Below are 20,392 nucleotides of genomic sequence, written 5' to 3' on the forward strand. Positions count from 1 at the left end.
GTTCGATGAACACAAGCCAATCTATCTTTTTCGCACAGAGTTTAGGGCGAGTTCAGTTAAGATGTGAGGACGTGAAGAAAATGGAAAGAAAAATAGGAGATTGACGCAGTGTTCGATGAACACAAGCCAATCTATCTTTTTCGCACAGAGTTTAGGGCGAGTTCAGTTAACTCAAGATACGAGAGCGTTAAAAGCACAAAGTGAAAATAGGAAATACGACGAAGAGTTTAGTAAGAATTTGCTTTGCAAATTCCTATTCCCCACCTCCAAAGGTATGCCATACCTTTGGAGCTAGGAGGATTTATCCCTAAAGGGATTCTCAGCTGTAATCGGCTAAAGCCGAAACAGCTGCCTATCTTTTTCACACAGTGCTTAGCTCGCGTTCAATTACATACGATACAAAGCCCGTTAAAAACTCAACGTAAAAATAGGAAACTTTGCGAAGACGCTTGCGTCTAGCCAAAGTTTATCTTTTTTACACAGAGTTTAGGGCGTGTTCAATTACATACGATACTAAGCCCGTTAAAAACTCAACGTAAAAATAGGAAACTTTGCGAAGACGCTTGCGTCTAGCCAAAGTTTATCTTTTTTACACAGAGTTTAGGGCGTGTTCAATTACCTCAAGATACAAAAGCCGTAAAGCGAGCAAAGTAAAAATAGGAGATTGACGCAGTGTTCGATGAACACAAGACAATCTATCTTTTTCGCACAGAGTTTAGGGCGTGTTCAATTACATACGATACCAAGCCCGTTAAGAACTCAACGTAAAAATAGGAAACTTTGCGAAGACGCTTGCGTCTAGCCAAAGTTTATCTTTTTTACACAGAGTTTAGGGCGTGTTCAATTAAGATACAAAAGCCGTAAAGCGAGCAAAGTAAAAATAGGAGATTGACGCAGGGTTCGATGAACACAAGACAATCTCTCCTTACAGGATTCTCAGCTGTAATCGGCTAAAGCCAAAACACCTGCCTATCTTTTTTACACAGCTCGTAGGCTGTGTTCAATTAAGATACAAAAGCCCCAAAGCGAGTAAGATAAAAAAGAACCATTTTGCTTGTTACTGGGGTTGTGCATTACAAAAAAATCTTTTGAGATAGCAGTTGTGGGCCACTCTTATCAGCTGTCTTTATCTCTTAGATGATGCTGTATTCTTGGACTTTCTTTCTTACAATTCTTCCCCAAATCATGGTATAATGTAGAGTATGAAAGATAGAATGAATGAATTAGTAGAAGAGCTCAATCAGTATGCAGATGCCTATTATCGTCTGGATCGTCCACTTGTTTCAGATGCAGAGTATGACAAGCGATATCGTGAATTGGTAGCGCTAGAGACAGCTTATCCTGATCTCGTATTGCCAAACAGTCCTAGTCACCGTGTGGGTGGCAAGGTCTTGGAGGGCTTTAGCAAATATCAGCATCAGTATCCCTTATACAGCTTACAAGACGCATTTTCATTTGAAGAATTGATAGCCTTTGACCGCCGTATTCGCAAGGATTTTCCTCAGGTGAGCTATCTTTGTGAATTGAAAATTGATGGTTTGTCCATTTCTCTGACCTATGAAGCAGGTAAGTTGGTGGTAGGAGCGACCCGTGGTGATGGCAATATTGGTGAAAATATTACGGAAAATCTCAAACGGGTGCAGGATATTCCGCTGATCCTACCAGAGCCGCTTGACATTACAGTTCGTGGTGAATGTTATATGCCAAGGACTTCGTTTGATCGTGTCAATCATATTCGCCAAGAAGCAGGAGAGGTTGAGTTTGCCAATCCTCGAAATGCTGCAGCAGGAACCCTGCGCCAATTAGATACACGGATTGTTGCAAAACGTGGTCTGGGAACGTTTTTGTACCAAGAAGCCAGCCCGACAGAGGTGGATAGTCAGTTGCATGTACTGGAAAAACTAACCAAGCTGGGCTTTGTGACCAACCATGACTACCATTTGGCAGATACGATTGAAGACGTTTGGCGCTTTATTGAAGATTTGGCAGGTCGTAGGCAGGCTTTACCGTATGATATTGATGGGGTCGTGATTAAGGTGAACAATCTGACAGTTCAAGAAGAACTAGGTTTTACGGTCAAGGCACCGCGGTGGGCGATTGCTTATAAATTTCCTGCTGAAGAAAAAGAGACAGAGCTTCTTTCTGTAGATTGGACAGTGGGTCGGACGGGGGTTGTGACACCAACGGCAAATCTAACCCCAGTTCAGCTAGCAGGAACAACAGTGAGCCGTGCGACCTTGCATAATGTGGATTATATTGCTGAAAAAGATATCCGCCTGCATGATACGGTCATCGTGTATAAGGCAGGAGATATTATCCCTGCGGTCTTATCTGTTGTCGAGGCGAAACGCGACCAGCAAGAGCCCTTATCTATCCCAACAGAATGCCCAAGTTGTGGTAGCGACCTGCGCCATTATGAAGATGAGGTGGCTCTACGCTGTATCAATCCTCTTTGCCCTGCCCAATTAAAGAGTAAGCTAGAGCATTTTGCAAGCCGAGATGCCATGAATATTACAGGGCTTGGTAGCTCTATTGTCGAAAAACTTTTTTCAGCCAATCTCGTTCACGATGTAGCAGATATCTATCGCTTATCTATCGAAGATTTACTAAGTTTGGAAGGATTCAAGGAAAAGTCTGCGACCAAGCTTTATCAGGCTATTCAGGGGTCGAAAAACAATTCAGCAGAACGTCTCTTGTTTGGTCTTGGGATTCGTCATGTTGGCAACAAGGCAAGCAAGGTTCTCCTTGAAAAATTCATGACCATTCCCATGCTTGCTGAAGCAAGTTTTGAGGCTATTGCAGCGCTAGCTGGTCTTGGAACAGTTGTGGCTGAGTCTTTGACTACCTATTTTGGAAGCAACGGTGCTCAAACCTTGTTAGCAGAATTAGCAGCCTCAGGTGTTAATCTCTCCTATCTGGGACAAGTGGTTTCATCAGATGCACAGTTGGCTGGAATGACAATTGTATTGACTGGAAAATTAGAGCGCCTCAAGCGAAGCGAAGCCAAGGCTAAGCTGGAAAGCCTGGGAGCTAGTGTGACAGGTTCGGTTTCAAGAAAGACAGATCTTGTCATTGCAGGAAGTGATGCAGGGAGTAAGTTAGCCAAGGCACAGGAATTAGGCATTGAAGTACGAGACGAAAGCTGGCTAGAAAGTCTATAGGTGTGCAGATATGGAACAGAGAAAACGAGCACGATTGATTTATAATCCTGTTTCGGGGCAGGAAATCATGAAGAAAAATGTAGCAGAAGTTTTGCATATTCTTGAGGGATTCGGGTATGAAACCTCTGCTTTTCAAACAAGCCCTGAAGCAGATTCCGCTAAAAATGAAGCAACCAGAGCAGCTAGGGCAGGATTTGATCTGATTATTGCTGCAGGTGGCGATGGGACGATCAACGAAGTGGTGAATGGAATCGCTTTTCTAACAAAGCGTCCCCAAATGGCGATTATTCCGACTGGCACGACCAATGATTATGCCCGTGCTTTAAAAATCCCGCGGGGGAATCCTATCAAAGCAGCTAAGGTGATTGGAAAGCAACAAACCATTCTCATGGATATCGGTCTGGCAAAAAATGACCAAGTTGGGGATAGCTACTTTATCAATATTGCTGCTGCAGGGACCTTGACGGAATTGACTTATAGTGTGCCGAGTCAGTTAAAAACGATTTTTGGATACTTGGCCTATGTCGTAAAAGGTGCGGAACTATTGCCCCAAGTTCAATTTACGTCAGTCCGTGTGACCCATGATGGGGGTGTTTTTGAGGGAAAAATTTCCATGATTTTTGTTGCTCTGACCAATTCAATCGGTGGTTTTGAGAAAATTGTCCCAGATGCTAAGCTAGATGATGGGATGTTTACCCTCATTATGGTCAAGACCGGAAACCTTTTTGAAATTCTTCATTTGATTCGCCTAGTAATCGATGGTGGTAAGCATGTTGATAGCGATAAGATCGAGTACATCAAGACACGTCAGCTAACCGTAGAATCCTTAGATAGCAGCAATCGGATGATGCTGAACCTTGATGGTGAATATGGAGGAGATGCGCCAGTTAAGTTGATCAATCTTGCTAATCATATTGAGTTTTTCGCAGATACTGATAAGGTAGCAGACGAGGCAATCACTCTTGATACAGAGGATATGAGCCGAGAAGATATGGCGAAGCGTTTTATCGAGGAAGCAGACCATTTGGAAGAGACTATATAAATAGGAAGAAAAGATCTTTTATCTTTTCTTTTTTCTAAACACTCCTTGTGAAAAACGTTTTCAAATACTGTCTTTTCTTGACAAAAGCATTTTTTAGGAGTATGCTATCATGGTATAAAAATTTTAAAGGAGAATAAAAAAATGGATGTATCTGCATTAGCTTTAGGTGTTGCCTGTTTGGGTGTTAGTGTTGGTGAAGGACTTCTGGTTGCTAGTTATCTTAGTTCGACAGCACGTCAGCCTGAATTACAAAGCAAACTAATGACAGGGGTATTCATGGGTGTTGCCTTCATCGAGGGTACTTTCTTCGTAACTCTTGCAATGACACTTTTCTTGCGTGGATAAGGAATGCCTCAGAATCATTAGAAAGGGGGAGTAATCGTGGAAGGAACCGCAGCTCCAACTATTACTCTAGGTCCTGTAACCTTTGATGTAACCATGGTCATTGTCACAATGGTTACCGTTACCATTATATTTTTACTTGTATTTTGGGCAAGTCGTAGCATGACATTAAAGCCAAAAGGAAAGCAAAATGTTCTGGAATATGTCTATGAGCTGACTATAAACTTTACCAAGGGGAATTTGGGCGATGCAGAGTCCAAAAGATATGCTCTTTATTTCTTTGTCCTCTTTCTATTTCTTTTGGTGGCCAATAACCTTGGTTTGATGACCAAGTTAGAGTCATCAGAGGGGGTCAATTTTTGGACGTCGCCAACTTCCAATATGGCATATGATTTCGGCTTAGCCATCATGGCAGTTGTTTTCTGTCATGTAGAAGGCATTCGTCGTAAAGGATTTAAAAACTATTTAAAAGCATTTGTCACTCCTTGGGCGATGGCTCCGATGAATATTTTGGAAGAAGTGACCAATGTGGCTTCTCTTGCACTTCGTTTGTACGGAAATATCTTTGCCGGTGAAATCTTGGTGACCTTATTGGTACAAATGTCGCAAAAAAGTGCACTTGCTTATCCAATTGCCTTTCTACTAAATGTCATCTGGACTGGTTTTTCGGTCTTTATTTCCTGCTTGCAAGCCTATGTGTTTGTGATGTTGGTTTCGATGTATTTGAACAAAAAAATTCAAGTTGAAGATGAATAGGAAAGGATGAGGGATTCATGATTACAGGAATAAGTATAAATAGTACCATGCTTGGTAATTTTATCCTAGTAACGGCTTCTTTTGCTGTATTGATTGTGGCAATTCGCCTCTTTGCCTGGGATAAGATTACAGGTATTTTTGAAGAACGTGCTGCTAAAATTTCAGGTGATATTGATGCAGCTGAAGAGAAATTGGCAGAAGCCTCTAGCCTTGTTGACCAAAGAGAACAAGAATTAGTGCAGGGACGGATAGAGGGCCAAAAAATTGTACAAGATGCGGTTGATCGGGCAAAGTTAGAGAAAAAGCGCATTCTAGAGCAAGCTGAGGTGGAAATTGAAGCCTTGAAAAAGAAAGCAGATTTAGAAATTGAAGCTGAGAAGCGTGAAGTCCAAGAGAAATTGCATATTCAGGTCGCAGATTTAGCGGTTGATTTAGCTAGCAAAATCATCTTGGAAGACTTGGATCAGCAGGCACATAGCGAGTTGATCAATCGCTATCTTGATAGGCTAGGAGAAGAATAATGAATGCTAGAGAAACTGCCTTAGTGCAAAAATATGCTCAATCATTCGTTGATAAGGTATATGATCGTGAGGATATCTGGGCGATTTATGACCAAATTTCAGCCATCCTAACAGTTATTCATGACAGCAAATTAAATCGGATTCTCTTATCAGCAACGGTTTCTCAGGCTGAAAAGGCAGAATTTGTTCGTGCCATTCGCCAGTCAACCTATCGTGAAGTCAATGACCTAGTGGAAGCGGTGGCTCGAGATGGTCATGCTGATTTGCTCGTTGATGCACTAGAAGCAGCTTTGGTCTTGATTAGCAAGAGCAAGCAAGAATTTGATGCGCATGTAGTATCTGTTTATCCATTGACAGATGAACAAAAAAGAAGGGTGCGCCGTCTAGTGGAGAGCCGTTTTTCATTGAAGGTTCGCAATATTGTGGAAGAAATTGACAAGGAAGTACTTGGTGGTTTTATCATTACTGTCAACCACAAGGTGCTTGACGCCAGCGTGCGGACGCAGTTGAAGGAAATTCGAAATAGACTTTAGAAAATAGAAAGTGGTGTTCTTTTGGTGATAAATGCACAAGAAATTAGCGCTTTACTAAAACAACAAATTGAAGGGTTTCAACCTGATTTTGACTATACAGAGACAGGGGTCGTGACCTATATCGGTGACGGAATTGCTCGTGCCCATGGTCTTGATAATGCCATGAGTGGGGAGCTCCTTATCTTTGAAAATGGGACGATCGGGATGGCTCAAAATCTGGAAACAGTAGATGTGGGGATTATTATTTTAGGTCCTTTCACTGACATTCGAGAAGGTTCTGTTGTGCGCCGTACAGGAAAAATTATGGAAGTCCCGGTTGGTCACTCCTTGATTGGTCGTGTGGTCAATCCACTTGGACAGCCAGTAGATGGACTTGGGGAAATTCGGACCAATAAAACAAGACCGATTGAGTATCCGGCGCCAGGGGTGATGCAGCGGAAGTCTGTTAGTGAGCCTCTGCAAACAGGACTGAAGTCTATCGACGCCCTCGTGCCAATCGGCCGTGGTCAGCGGGAGTTGATTATCGGTGACCGCCAGACCGGTAAAACCTCTATTGCTATTGATACCATCTTGAATCAGAAAGATCAAGATATGATTTGTATCTATGTCGCAATCGGACAAAAAGAATCAACTGTTCGGACACAGGTCGAAACGCTTCGCCAGTATGGTGCGCTTGATTATACCGTAGTAGTAACAGCTTCGGCTTCTCAACCTTCGCCTTTGTTATTTTTAGCACCGTATGCGGGTGTTGCCATAGCAGAGGAATTTATGTATGAAGGAAAGCATGTCTTGATTGTTTATGATGATTTGTCAAAACAAGCTGTTGCTTATCGTGAATTGTCCCTACTTCTTCGTCGCCCACCAGGTCGCGAGGCATATCCAGGTGATGTCTTCTACCTTCACAGTCGCTTATTGGAACGTTCTGCCAAGGTATCAGATGAATTAGGTGGTGGCTCCATTACAGCGTTGCCATTTATCGAGACCCAGGCTGGGGATATTTCAGCCTATATCGCAACCAATGTGATTTCAATCACAGATGGACAAATTTTCTTGAAAGATGATTTGTTTAACTCTGGGATTCGTCCAGCGATTGATGCGGGGTCATCTGTATCTCGGGTTGGTGGTTCAGCTCAAATCAAGGCGATGAAAAAAGTAGCAGGTACACTGCGGATTGATCTAGCCTCTTACCGTGAACTGGAGGCATTTACCCAGTTTGGATCAGATTTAGATGCTGCAACACAGGCGAAATTGAATCGTGGACGTCGGACAGTAGAAGTCTTGAAACAGCCACTTCATAAGCCATTGCCGGTTGAGAAGCAGGTCTTGATTCTTTATGCCTTGACAAATGGTTTCTTGGACTCTGTTCCAATTGATGATATTTTGAGTTTTGAAGAAGAATTGTATGCCTACTTTGACTTGCACCATGATGATCTGTTAGATACCATTCGTATCACAAAAGATTTGCCAGATACGGATGACTTGAATGCTGCGATTCAGGAATTCAAAGATCAATCCGTCTTTCAGTAAAGGAGAAGTGTTATGGCAGGTTCTCTCAATGAAATCAAAACAAAAATTGCCTCTACAAAGAAAACCAGTCAAATCACGGGTGCTATGCAAATGGTATCGGCTGCCAAGCTAGCTAAGTCAGAGCAGCTGGCTAAGTCTTTTCAGATTTATGCTAGTAAGGTGCGGAAAATTACAACAGATTTGCTCCGTGGAGAATTGATGGAAGGCTCGACCAATCCGATGTTGATCCGCCGTCCAATTCAGAAGTCGGGCTATATTGTGATTACCTCTGATAGTGGCTTAAAAGGTAGCTACAATGCAATGATTTTAAAAGCTGTTATGGAAATGATTGATCAGGACCATGCAAGTAAGGATGAATATGAAATTATTGCGATTGGTGGTATGGGGGCAGATTTCTTTCGGGCACGTGGCATTCAGCCTATCTTTGAATTGCGTGGTTTAGCGGACAATCCTAGTTTTGATGATGTTCAGAAAATTATTTCCAAATCGGTTGAGATGTATAAGAATGAAATTTTCGATGAACTTTATGTTTGTTACAATCATCATATCAACAGTTTGAGTCGCAAGGTTCGTGTACAGCAGATGCTACCTGTGGAGGATTTGGACCACAATGAAGCAGATGGCTACACTGCTACCTTTGAATTGGAGCCAAGTCGAGAAGCAATTTTGGGGCAACTTTTGACCCAATATGCAGAATCGACGATTTACGGTGCAATTTTAGATGCGAAGACGGCTGAAAATGCAGCAGGTATGATTGCCATGCAGACAGCAACAGACAATGCTAAATCGGTGATTGATGATTTGACCATTCGATACAATCGTGCTCGTCAGGCAGCTATTACGCAAGAAATTACAGAGATTGTTGCAGGAGCAAGTGCTCTTGAATAGATGAGTGGGGCGAAAAACAAAGGGAAGACATTTAGATCTGTTTGATTGAGTTCGGACTAAAAACTCGGAAAAAAGAAAGACCTCCTTGTGTTTTCATTCGCTTTTTAAAAGCCCTTATATCTTAATCTAACTGAACACAGCCTACGAGCTGTGTAAAAAAGAGAGCCTGCTTTGGGTTCATCGAACCCTGTGCCAGCCTCCTATTTTTACTTTGCTCGCTTTACGGCTTTTGTATCTTATTTAATTGAATTCGGGCTAAAAGCTCAGAAAATAGATAGGTAGCTGATTACAGCTGAGAATCCCTTTAGGGATAATCTTTCCTAGAATCGATGATTCTTCGTCAAGATTCCTAATTTTCATTCGCTTTTTAAACGCCCTCATATCTTAGTAAAGGAGAAAAAATGAGTTCAGGCAAAATTACTCAGGTTGTTGGCCCGGTCGTTGATGTTGCATTTTCGGCTGATGATAAACTTCCTGAGATTAACAATGCACTTGTCGTTTATAAGAACGATGAATCAAAACAAAAAGTCGTACTTGAAGTTGCTTTGGAGCTGGGTGATGGTGTTGTTAGGACCATTGCCATGGAATCTACAGATGGCTTGACTCGTGGAATGGAAGTGCTAGACACGGGACGTCCTATTTCTGTCCCTGTTGGGAAAGAAACCTTAGGTAGGGTCTTCAATGTCCTAGGTGACACTATTGACTTGGAAGCACCATTTGACGAGACAGTAGAACGCCAGCCAATCCATAAAAAAGCTCCTACCTTTGATGAATTGTCTAGTGCAACAGAAATTTTAGAAACAGGTATTAAGGTTATTGACCTCTTAGCCCCTTATTTAAAAGGCGGAAAGGTCGGCCTCTTTGGTGGAGCCGGGGTTGGTAAAACGGTTCTCATCCAAGAATTGATTCACAATATTGCTCAAGAACACGGTGGTATTTCCGTATTTACCGGTGTTGGAGAGCGAACCCGTGAAGGAAATGACCTTTATTGGGAAATGAAAGAATCAGGTGTTATTGAAAAGACAGCCATGGTATTTGGGCAGATGAATGAGCCACCAGGAGCTCGTATGCGGGTTGCCTTGACTGGTTTGACCATCGCAGAGTACTTCCGTGATGTGGAAGGTCAGGATGTACTCTTATTTATTGATAACATCTTCCGTTTTACACAAGCTGGTTCAGAAGTATCTGCCCTCTTGGGTCGGATGCCATCAGCCGTAGGCTATCAACCAACATTGGCAACTGAAATGGGACAATTGCAGGAGCGGATTACTTCAACGAAGAAAGGTTCGGTGACCTCTATTCAAGCCATCTACGTTCCGGCAGATGACTATACTGACCCTGCCCCAGCAACAGCTTTCGCACACTTGGATTCGACTACCAATTTGGAGCGGAAATTAACCCAGTTGGGGATTTATCCAGCAGTGGACCCCCTTGCTTCTAGTTCTCGTGCACTCGCACCTGAGGTTGTTGGAGAGGAGCACTATGCGGTAGCTATGGAAGTAAAACGTGTCTTGCAGCGCTATCAAGAATTGCAAGATATCATTGCCATTCTGGGAATGGATGAATTGTCTGATGATGAAAAGACCTTGGTTGGTCGTGCTAGACGGATTCAATTCTTCTTGTCACAAAACTTCAATGTTGCTGAGCAATTCACTGGTATGCCAGGTTCCTATGTACCAGTGGCGGAAACCGTGCGTGGCTTTAAGGAAATTTTGGAAGGTAAGCATGACAAGTTGCCAGAAGATGCTTTCCGCAATGTCGGTTCTATTGATGATGTGATTGAAAAAGCAGCCAAAATGGGATTTTAGAGGTATTTTATGGCACAAATGACAGTACAAATTGTAACGCCAGACGGTATTCGTTATGATCACCATGCGGCTTTCGTACTGGTTCGGACAACAGAAGGTGAGCTAGGAATTTATCCTGGGCATGTCGAGTTAATTGCTGTTCTAGCGATTGATGAAATTAAGGTACGCCGGATTGACGATGAAAATCATGTAGATTGGATTGCGGTCAATGGTGGTATTATTGAAATCTCTAAAAATCTAATTACCATTGTTTCGGATTCGGCAGAACGTGCACGTGATATTGATGTCAGTCGTGCGGAACGTGCCAAGCTTCGTGCGGAAAAAGCTCTGGAAGAAGCACAAAATACCCACAATATTGATATGGAAAAACGGGCAGCTATTGCTCTTCAACGTGCCATTAACCGGATTCGTGTTGGAAATAGGTAATACTCAATAAAAATCAAAAGTAGACTAGGAAACGAAGCCGAAGGTAGAACTGGCGTTCACCAAGGCAAGTTGACAAAGTATCCTTTTGATTTTTAAAGAGTATAAACCGCCTATTCTAGAGGAATTACCCCAGTTAGGATAATTGTTTAAACAAAAGATAATGATGAAGAGGTCGGGATGTATCCCCCTCTTTTGCTATTGTCTTCAAAATACGAAAAGTTAGGAATTTTTGATATAATAAGAGTATGTTTATCTTACTTGTTACAATTTGTAGCCATCTCTTATTTATCTATCTTGCTCACTCCTTGCTACTATCAGTAGTGGATTGGTCAAGGTGTTTAAAAGGGAATGGAGAAAATCAAAGAAACATTCAGCTCTTCATTGTATTTTTGGCAATCGCCCTAGGCTATTTGGTTTCGGCTTTCTTTTTAGATGTCTTATCCATTAGCCGAAATCTAGCAACACTCATTCGCTAGAAGAAGCATAAAAAAGAGCAAAAGGAAAGAGAAAATGGATAAAATTATTGTCAGAGGTGGAAAGACACCTTTAAAAGGTCAAGTTACTATTGAAGGTGCTAAAAATGCAGTCTTACCCCTATTAGCTGCTACTATCTTAGCCAGTGAAGGGCAGTCTCATCTCACTAATGTGCCCATTCTGTCTGATGTCTTTACGATGAATCATGTGGTGGCTGGTCTGGGTGCTCAGGTTTCATTTCATCAAGAAAAAAATGAGATTGTCGTCGATGCTAAGGGAGAACTTGGAAGTGAAGCACCCTACAAGTATGTCAATCAAATGCGGGCTTCTATCGTGGTCTTGGGTCCCATATTGGCTCGAAATGGCTATGCTAAGGTGTCGATGCCGGGTGGCTGTACCATTGGTAGTCGACCGATTGATTTACATCTAAAAGGTCTGGAGGCAATGGGAGCTACGATTCACCAGCGAGCAGGCTATATTGAGGCTAGGGCCGAACGCTTGCAAGGAACACACCTTTATATGGATTTTCCGAGTGTGGGTGCTACGCAAAACTTAATGATGGCAGCGACATTGGCTGAGGGAACGACTGTGATTGAAAATGCTGCACGTGAACCAGAGATTGTTGACTTGGCGATTTTTCTTAATAAAATGGGAGCAAAGGTCAAGGGGGCTGGTACAGAAACAATCACGATAAAAGGTGTCTCTGTCCTTCATGGTGCAGAGCATCAGGTGGTTCAAGATCGTATTGAAGCAGGGACGTTCATGGTTGCAGCAGCTATGACCGGCGGCGATGTCTTAATAAAGGACGCCATTTGGGAACACAATCGCCCTTTGATTTCCAAAATGCAGGAAATGGGGGTTGAAGTGAGTGAGGAAGACGAAGGTATTCGTGTTCGCTCCTCTGTATCCAACTTAAAATCTGTAACTGTGAAAACCTTGCCTCACCCTGGTTTTCCAACAGATATGCAGGCTCAATTTACCGCTCTTATGGCAGTGGCTAAGGGAGAGTCTACCATGATTGAGACGGTTTTTGAAAATCGATTCCAACATCTAGAAGAATTGCGCCGTATGGATTTACACTCAGATATTTTGCGAGATACAGCTATTATTACAGGAGGAACTCCACTTCAAGGAGCAGAAGTCATGTCAACAGACCTGAGGGCTAGTGCTGCCTTGATTTTAACAGGACTCGTAGCAGAAGGGGTGACAACGGTTGGGGAGCTGACCCATCTTGACCGTGGCTATTATCGTTTCCATGAAAAATTAGCTACATTAGGAGCAGACATTGAACGAATAAAAGGAGAAAACTGATGGATCAGAAAGAAGAGCTACGTTTTGTCGGTCATCAATTTCTAATGATTCTCCTTGTTGCTTGTTTAGCGCTGATTATTTTTGCAATAGGCTTAATGGTCGGCTATGGTGTCATTGGTGATGGCGATAATATTTGGGCTATTTTGTCGGTAGATAAATGGCAGGAATTGATTGGAAAATTTACAGGAAAGTAGGATTTGCCTACTTTTTTCAATAGGAGAATGATGGTAAGGAAAAAACGAAAGACACAGCCTACTAGTTTGCTTGCTTTTCTGCTTACGCTTTTACTGATGGTAGGAGGCTACTTCTTAACAGAACAAGCAAGCCCAGCAGTACATGAGCAAAAGGCAACAAGAAGGATAAAGAACAATGGTCTAGCACCCTCAGAGGAGTTAGCTAGCTCTATTTTGACCGATACGGTGAAAGAACAGTTAGGGACGAACATCGTCTATAATGGGGCGGGTGCATTTGTTGTAAATGGCAATAAGACCAATCTGGATGCTTCTGTAGCCAGTAAGCCCTATGCGGAGAATAAGGTTAAGACTGCACAAGGAAAAATTGTCCCCACAGTCGCAAATGCTCTACTAAGCAAGGCAACACGCCAGTACAAAAGTCGTGAAGAAACAGGAAATGGCTCGACCAGTTGGACGCCTGCAGGCTGGCATCAGGTAAAAGATTTAGAAGGTGAGTATAACCATGCTGTTGATAGGGGGCACCTGCTAGCCTATTCCTTGGTAGGTGGCTTAAAGGGGTATGATGCTTCTACTAGTAATCCTAAGAATATAGCTGTTCAGACCGCTTGGGCAAATCAAGCCAACCGTCAAGATGCGACAGGGCAACATTATTTTGAAACGCAAATTCGTAGAGCTTTAGATAAGAATAGGCGGGTTCGTTATCGCGTAACCCTGATTTATCAATCTGCAGATGATTTAGTGCCTGTAGGTAGTCACTTGGAGGTAAAAGCAGCTGACGGAAGCCTTGAATTTAACGTCTTTGTCCCGAATGTACAACAAGGCATAATGATTGATTATTATAGCGGGCAGATTAAGATACAAAGCCCGTAAAAAACTCAAAGCGAAAATAGGCGGCCGAGCAGAAGTTGCTTGCAACTTCGTTGCGAGACCCCTGCGAAGATAGCTAGGCTAGTCACCAATGAAATGCAGGGAATAGCCAGCTAGCTACCGCTAATACACTGTATTTCAATCCATTTCTGTTACGGTCTTTTTCGCACAGAGTTTAGGGCGAGTTCAATCAAGATACGAGAGCGTAAAACGAGTAAAGCAAAAATAGGAGATTGACGATGTGTTCGATGAACACGAGGAAATCTCTCTTTTTTACACAGCTCTTAGTCCGAACTCAATTACACCAAGATACAAAGCCCGTAAAAAACTCAAAGCGAAAATAGGCGGCCGAGCAGAAGTTGCTTGCAACTTCGTTGCGAGACCCCTGCGAAGATAGCTAGGCTAGTCACCAATGAAATGCAGGGAATAGCCAGCTAGCTACCGCTAATACACTGTATTTCAATCCATTTCTGTTACGATCTTTTTCGCACAGAGTTTAGGGCGAGTTCAATCAAGATACGAGAGCGTAAAACGAGTAAAGCAAAAATAGGAGATTTGACGCAGAACCTTGGTTCTAGGAAAAACTATCTTTTTTGCACAACTCGTAGCTCGAGTTCAATTAAGATGTGAGGACATCAAGAGCCAAGTAAAAATAGGAGATTGACGATGTGTTCGATGAACACGAGGAAATCTCCTATTTTTACTTGGCTCTTAGTCCGAACTCAATTAAATCAAGATACAAAGCCCGTAAAAAACTCAAAGCGAAAATAGGCGGCCGAGCAGAAGTTGCTTGCAACTTCGTTGCGAGACCCCTGCGAAGATAACTAGGCTAGTCACCAATGAAATGCAGGGAATAGCCAGCTAGCTACCGCTAATACACTGTATTTCAATCCATTTCTGTTAAGTTTTTTTTTTCACACAGTGCTTAGCTCGGCTTCAGTTAAATAAGATACAAAAGCCGTGAAGCAATTCGATAAAATGGATAAGGAGCTGTTTCTAACATTTGGACACTTGAAGCGTCGTTAGATAAAATGGTAGGAGGACTTTGTATCTCTCCTATCTATTTTTTGTTATACTTCAGATGATTTTTGATATTTTTATAGAAAAATAACGATTTTTGCGGAAAAAACGTAAAAATCGTTGACAAAACATCAGATGAATTATACAATGAAGATGCAACAAAAGCGCTTTCAAAAAATGTTGTGGAATCATTAAAGAAAATAGGAGATTTTCACATGGATAAAACAGTTGAACAAAGAACAGCTGATGTTACCTATAACCGTGCGAAATTATGGCAAATTGTCTTATTTGCGATGAATAACACCTCGACCAATATTTATTTGGTTGCCTTTAGTTTTGTGACGTATTTTTCAACAGGGATTCTAGGGCTGGCAGTACTCTTTGTGAGCCAGTTAATGGGCTATATTCGGATATTTGATGGCTTCATTGATCCAGCCATTGGTGTCTTGATTGATAAGACTGATACCAAATTCGGGAAGTATCGCCCCATTTTGATTTTGGGGAATATGATTACAGCTTTCTCGTTTGTCTTTTTGTTTCATATCCATCATTTTGGAAGTGCACTGACCATGCCACTGTTTATTCTTGCCTTGCTTGTTCATAAGATTGGTTATTCCTTACAACAGACTATTACCAAAGCAGGCCAAACAGCTCTTACAAATGATCCCAAGCAAAGGCCCCTCTTTAATATTGTCGATGGAATTATGACAGCAGTGCTGTTTTCGGGTAGTCAAATTGTTATTTCTAGTTTCCTTGTTCCAAAGCATGGAGGCTTTACCGAAGGTTTCTTTATGGAATTGATGTTGGGAGTTATTGTAATATCCGCGGTTTTAGCAGTCATTTCGGTTATTGGTATCTGGCAAAAGGACAATAAAAAATTCTTTGGTTTGGGAGAGGAAAAGACGCAAAAGACAAGTCTCAAAGATTACTGGAAGATTATCAAGGGAAATCGTCCTTTGCAGGTTCTATCTATTTCAGCTGCCCTTGTAAAATTTGTGACGCAGTTATTTAGTGACTCTGTTGTCGTTGTTATGTTGTTTGGTATTTTATTTGGAAACTACGCTCTTTCAGGAGCGATTTCAGGCTTGATGGTCATTCCAAATATCTTGGTTATCGTATCAGCAGCAACAATTGCTCGGAAAAAGGGCTTGCGGAGAGCCTATGTAACTTGCTTACAGATTGGGATTGTGGTGCTCTTGTTGATGGGAGCCTTGTTACACTTTGGGGATGTTGGTTCTCTCGATTTGGTAAAATGGAATATTTATAGCATTGTCTTTCTTATCCTCTACTCTCTGAGGTCTTTTGCGACTGCACCGGCAGGCTTGGTCTTGACCATGGGGGCAGATATCTCTGATTATGAAACTTCTGTTTCAGGTCGTTATGTATCGGGTATGATTGGAACCATCTTTTCCCTAACGGACTCGATTGCTTCCTCGTTCGCCCCAATGGTCGTCGGACTGGTCTTAGCAGGGATTGGATTTGCAAAAGAATATCCAACTGCTGAAACACCCCTAACTCCAACCTTAAAAAGTGCGATCATCACCTTGCTTGTTTTTATTCCAGTAGCCATGCTTGTAATTTCATTGGTCTTGATGAGGTTTTACAAACTAGACCAGGTGACAATGGCACGGGTTCAAGAAAAAATTCATGTTATGAGAGCAGCAAAAGATGAAGAACGCGTCAAAGCTATTGCGAAGAATGTCCCGTTGTCGGATATGGACTATGTAGATGTGACAGAATATGAGGTAGAAGACTAAGATACAAAGCCCGTGAAAACTCAAAGCGAAAATAGGAGATTGGCGCAGTGTTTGTTAAACACAAGACAATCTATCTTTTTCGCACAGAGTTTAGGGCGAGTTCAATTACACCAAGATACTAAGCCCGTTAAGAACTCAACGTAAAAATAGGAAACTTTGCGAAGACGCTTGCGTCTAGCCAAAGTTTATCTTTTTTACACAGAGTTTAGGGCGTGTTCAATTAAGATGTGAGGACGTTAAAAAATGGAAAGAAAAATAGGGAATTGGAGAAGATTACTCCGGTAATTGATACGATTTATCTTTTTTCTCGCATTTTTAGTCCGAACTCAATTACAACAAGATACGAGAGCGTAAAAAAATCGACTGAAAATTAGGAAACATGACAAAGAAGCGTAGCTTCTAGGAATGTTTATCTATTTTCCGAGCTTTTAGCCCGAGTTCAATTAAGATACGAGAGCGTAAAAAAATCGACTGAAAATTAGGAAACATGACAAAGAAGCATAGCTTCTAGGAATGATTATCTATTTTCCAACCTTTAACAGTCTATCCTTAGACTGTTGAAGTACAAAATGTACCAAGAGAAGAAACTCTCCACTGGATCGTTTCTTCCGTATCCGTAAGCGAACAAAGTTCGCAACGGCTACAGTAAAATAGGAAATCTGACGAGTGAAAAGCTCTAGTAGCATGTTTCAGTCTATCCCTAAAGGGATTCTATAAATAAAGTTATAACCTTCGTGTGTCTTACAGTAGTCTATCTTTTTCGCACAGAGTTTAGCCCGTGTTCAATTATACATACAGGTAAAAAAAGCCAAGTGTTTAGGGTGAAGCGAGGAAGTATCCATTGCTTCCTGCTTCACCTATTCTTATAGGAGGAGAAAAAATGAAAAAAATAGTAGGGTTAGGAGAGATATTGCTACGTTTATCTCCTCCAAACTATCAGACCATGCTTCAGGCTAGTTACTTGGAATACCAATTTGGGGGATCCGAATTAAATGTTCTAGCGACATTAGCACAACTGGGGCATCAGACGTCCTTGATCACGGCTATTCCAGATAATACATTAGGAAAGATGGTTGAGGGCTTCTTGTTTGCCCGCCAAATTTGTCAGGATTTTATGATCAAAAGGGCAGGGCGTTTGGGGCTTTATTATTATCAGAAAGGCTTTTCTATCCGAGCTAGTCAGGTTATCTATGATCGGGATTTTTCGGTTTTTTCTCGGTCATGCTATGAAGACTATCCTCTAGAATATGTGTTTGAGCAGGCGGACTGGTTCCATGTGAGTGGGATTACAGCAGCGCTGACCAAGGAAACTTATGACTTGACCTACCGCTTGATGGCTTTAGCCAGAACAAAGGGGGTCAAGGTATCCTTGGATTTGAATTATCGATCCAGTCTGTGGGATTCGTTCCAAGAAGCAAGGGAACGGTTATCTCCCTTGGTGCAACTAGCAGATATCTGTATTGGCTTAGAGCCAATCCTCCTGCTAGATGAGCAGGGACGTGATGTAAAAGATGTCTTGCCCTTAGTGCGTCCTTATGAAGATCGAAAAGCCCTGTTAAGTGTGTTAGAGACGATCGAGGAACACTATCAGCTTGAAGCGATCGCCTTTACTCAGAGGGAAATGGGAGTTTCGAATGAATACCGCCTCAAGGCCTTTTTATACCAAGGAGGAAAGCTATATGAGACAGGTAAAGAGACTATTCAAGTGTTAGATAGGGTTGGAACGGGAGACGCCTTTACAGCAGGGCTTATCCATGGGTATGTCAATAGGCTAGCTAGCCAGGAAGTATTAGAGATGGCGATGGCGAGCTTTGTCTTTAAGCATACGATTGAAGGAGATGTCAATGTGATAGCGCCATCAGATATGGAACGCCTATTAGCACATGATTCTTATGAGATAAAACGGTAAAACTTAGAAAGAAGGTAGATAATGTTATATCCAATCCAGACAAAAACAAGAGCAGTTCAGACTTTAAATGGCATTTGGCGCTTCCGGCAAGGCAGTCATGATCCACAAACGATTCTAAAAACTACCGAAGTGATGGTTGTACCGACCTCTTTCAATGATGTGGTAGTAGACAAGGCAAAACGCTCCTATATTGGTGATAGTTGGTATGAAACAGATTGTATCATACCGAAAGTGGGAAGTCAGGAAGAATTAGTTCTACGCTTTGGGTCTGTGACCCACCATGCGACTGTTTACGTGAACGGACGTATGCTTGGGGAGCATAGGGGCGGGTTTACACCGTTTGAGTTCGTCCTTCCAGTAGAATTCTATCAGGATGAAAGAGTTCGGCTGACTGTTTGTGTCAATAATGAATTAAATGATAGAACCTTGCCGGTTGGAAATTATGTCGAAGAAGTCCAAGAAGATGGCTCGGTTCGTAAAAAAGTGATAGAAAACTTTGATTTTTATAATTATGCCGGTATCCACCGCAATGTCCATCTCTGTACACGTCCTAAAAACCATATCCGAGATATTGTGATTAATAGTCAGTTATCAGCGGATTTAGCAGAAGCGTGTGTAGAGGTTACAGTAGAGACGGTGGGAGTAATGGACGCAATCCGCATCTACATTTTCGATGAAGAAAACCAACTGGTTGGCAAACTAGAAAAAGGAAAAATCACTCTGAAACAGCCTCGCCTCTGGGAGGTCTTAGATGCCTATCTCTATACAGCGCGTGTAGAATTGTGGCAAGGAGATGACTTACTCGATACCTATACAGAACCTTTCGGTATTCGCAGCGTTGATGTTAAAAATGGACAATTTTTTATCAATCACAAGCCCTTTTATTTCAAGGGATTTGGTAAACATGAGGATACGTATATCAATGGGCGTGGCTTGAATGAAGCAGCCAATCTCATGGACTTGAATTTATTAAAGGATATCGGTGCAAATTCCTTTAGGACCTCTCACTATCCATACTCTGAAGAGATGATGCGCTTGGCAGACCGCATGGGAGTAGTCGTGATTGATGAGGTCCCAGCAGTGGGCTTGTTCCAACAATTTAGTGCGAGCTTGGAGCTCATAGGAGGAGATGGAAAGCAGCAGAATACCTGGGAGGTCATGCAGACAAAAGCAGCCCATGAAGAGGTCATCGATGAGCTGATTCGGCGGGATAAGAATCACCCATCCGTTGTGATGTGGGTCGTGGCAAACGAGCCCGCTAGTCATGAAACAGGTGCAAGGGCTTATTTCAAACCATTGATTGAGCGTATGAGGGAGACCGATCCCCAGCATCGTCCGGTTACATTGGTCAATATTATGATGGCGACACCTGATAAGGATGAGGTCATGGACTTGGTTGATGTAATTTCCTTAAATCGTTACTATGGTTGGTATGTACATCATGGGGACTTGAAAAAAGGGGAACAGGGGCTGAGAGAAGAATTGCAACAGTGGCAGAACCTGTATCCTGATAAGCCAATTCTAATCACCGAATACGGGGCAGACACCTTGCCAGGTTTGCATTCAATGTGGGACATTCCTTATACGGAAGGTTATCAAGTAGACTACTATGACATGAGCCATCGTGTCTTTGATACAATTCCGAATTTAGTAGGTGAGCAGGTCTGGAATTTTGCGGATTTTGAGACCAATGTCATGCTGATTCGGGTCAAGGGAAATCACAAGGGACTCTTCTTGCGAACTCGTGAACCAAAACAAGTCGTTCGTGCATTTAAAAAACGCTGGAAAGCCATTCCTAACTACCATTATAAGTCAAAATAAGCTATAATGGGAGTGGGACAGAAATCGGTAAATGA

Annotated in this window: 17 protein-coding genes; all 17 read left to right on the top strand. The window is 42.2% G+C overall.

Annotated elements, in window-relative coordinates; translation table 11 throughout:
* The first annotated feature begins 1,202 nt into the window (after window positions 1-1,202).
* The 17 genes from ligA to uidA all read left to right on the top strand — a co-directional run bounded on the left by ligA (window position 1,203) and on the right by uidA (window position 20,357).
* Window positions 1,203-3,161, top strand: coding sequence for an NAD-dependent DNA ligase LigA (gene ligA / locus ACVPON_RS07390; RefSeq protein ID WP_462877728.1), 1,959 nt, complete (start codon window positions 1,203-1,205; stop codon window positions 3,159-3,161).
* 10 nt (window positions 3,162-3,171) lie between these two features.
* Window positions 3,172-4,203: a diacylglycerol kinase family lipid kinase gene (locus ACVPON_RS07395; RefSeq protein ID WP_462877730.1), complete on the top strand. Its 1,032-nt coding sequence runs from the start codon at window positions 3,172-3,174 to the stop codon at window positions 4,201-4,203.
* Window positions 4,204-4,344: 141 nt separating this feature from the next.
* Window positions 4,345-4,548 (top strand): F0F1 ATP synthase subunit C, encoded by a 204-nt coding sequence (locus ACVPON_RS07400; RefSeq protein WP_067089042.1) that lies wholly within the window; start codon window positions 4,345-4,347, stop codon window positions 4,546-4,548.
* 36 nt (window positions 4,549-4,584) lie between these two features.
* Window positions 4,585-5,301: a F0F1 ATP synthase subunit A gene (gene atpB, locus ACVPON_RS07405; RefSeq protein WP_462877733.1), complete on the top strand. Its 717-nt coding sequence runs from the start codon at window positions 4,585-4,587 to the stop codon at window positions 5,299-5,301.
* Between the two features lie 17 nt (window positions 5,302-5,318).
* Complete coding sequence (atpF, locus tag ACVPON_RS07410) at window positions 5,319-5,822, top strand: F0F1 ATP synthase subunit B (RefSeq protein ID WP_462877736.1); 504 nt, start codon at window positions 5,319-5,321, stop codon at window positions 5,820-5,822.
* On the top strand, window positions 5,822-6,355 hold the full coding sequence (locus ACVPON_RS07415) for a F0F1 ATP synthase subunit delta (protein WP_462877738.1): 534 nt from the start codon (window positions 5,822-5,824) through the stop codon (window positions 6,353-6,355). The genes atpF and ACVPON_RS07415 overlap by 1 nt, the downstream gene beginning before the upstream one ends.
* Window positions 6,356-6,376: 21 nt before the next feature.
* On the top strand, window positions 6,377-7,882 hold the full coding sequence (atpA, locus tag ACVPON_RS07420) for a F0F1 ATP synthase subunit alpha (protein WP_462877740.1): 1,506 nt from the start codon (window positions 6,377-6,379) through the stop codon (window positions 7,880-7,882).
* Window positions 7,883-7,894: 12 nt separating this feature from the next.
* Entirely contained in the window at window positions 7,895-8,770 is an 876-nt protein-coding gene (locus ACVPON_RS07425) for a F0F1 ATP synthase subunit gamma (protein ID WP_462877743.1), read from the top strand.
* Window positions 8,771-9,171: 401 nt separating this feature from the next.
* Complete coding sequence (gene atpD / locus ACVPON_RS07430) at window positions 9,172-10,578, top strand: F0F1 ATP synthase subunit beta (RefSeq protein WP_462877746.1); 1,407 nt, start codon at window positions 9,172-9,174, stop codon at window positions 10,576-10,578.
* Window positions 10,579-10,587: 9 nt separating this feature from the next.
* Complete coding sequence (locus ACVPON_RS07435) at window positions 10,588-11,004, top strand: F0F1 ATP synthase subunit epsilon (RefSeq protein ID WP_462877749.1); 417 nt, start codon at window positions 10,588-10,590, stop codon at window positions 11,002-11,004.
* 245 nt (window positions 11,005-11,249) lie between these two features.
* Entirely contained in the window at window positions 11,250-11,480 is a 231-nt protein-coding gene (locus ACVPON_RS07440) for a DUF1146 family protein (RefSeq protein WP_462877751.1), read from the top strand.
* Between the two features lie 34 nt (window positions 11,481-11,514).
* Window positions 11,515-12,789, top strand: a complete 1,275-nt coding sequence (gene murA / locus ACVPON_RS07445; RefSeq protein ID WP_462877755.1) for a UDP-N-acetylglucosamine 1-carboxyvinyltransferase — start codon at window positions 11,515-11,517, stop codon at window positions 12,787-12,789.
* A complete protein-coding gene (locus ACVPON_RS07450; RefSeq protein ID WP_462877756.1) occupies window positions 12,789-12,983 on the top strand; it encodes a DNA-directed RNA polymerase subunit beta in 195 nt (64 codons plus the stop codon). The genes murA and ACVPON_RS07450 overlap by 1 nt, the downstream gene beginning before the upstream one ends.
* Window positions 12,984-13,013: 30 nt before the next feature.
* Window positions 13,014-13,853, top strand: coding sequence for a DNA/RNA non-specific endonuclease (locus ACVPON_RS07455; protein ID WP_462877858.1), 840 nt, complete (start codon window positions 13,014-13,016; stop codon window positions 13,851-13,853).
* Between the two features lie 1,232 nt (window positions 13,854-15,085).
* Complete coding sequence (locus ACVPON_RS07460) at window positions 15,086-16,627, top strand: MFS transporter (RefSeq protein ID WP_462877757.1); 1,542 nt, start codon at window positions 15,086-15,088, stop codon at window positions 16,625-16,627.
* An 880-nt stretch (window positions 16,628-17,507) separates the two neighbouring features.
* Window positions 17,508-18,536 carry a PfkB family carbohydrate kinase gene (locus ACVPON_RS07465; RefSeq protein WP_462877758.1) on the top strand — a complete coding sequence of 343 codons (1,029 nt, stop codon included), beginning with the start codon at window positions 17,508-17,510 and terminating at the stop codon, window positions 18,534-18,536.
* 21 nt (window positions 18,537-18,557) lie between these two features.
* Window positions 18,558-20,357, top strand: coding sequence for a beta-glucuronidase (gene uidA, locus ACVPON_RS07470; protein ID WP_462877759.1), 1,800 nt, complete (start codon window positions 18,558-18,560; stop codon window positions 20,355-20,357).
* Window positions 20,358-20,392: the final 35 nt, after the last annotated feature.

This window comes from Streptococcus sp. 1F3 (assembly GCF_054968985.1).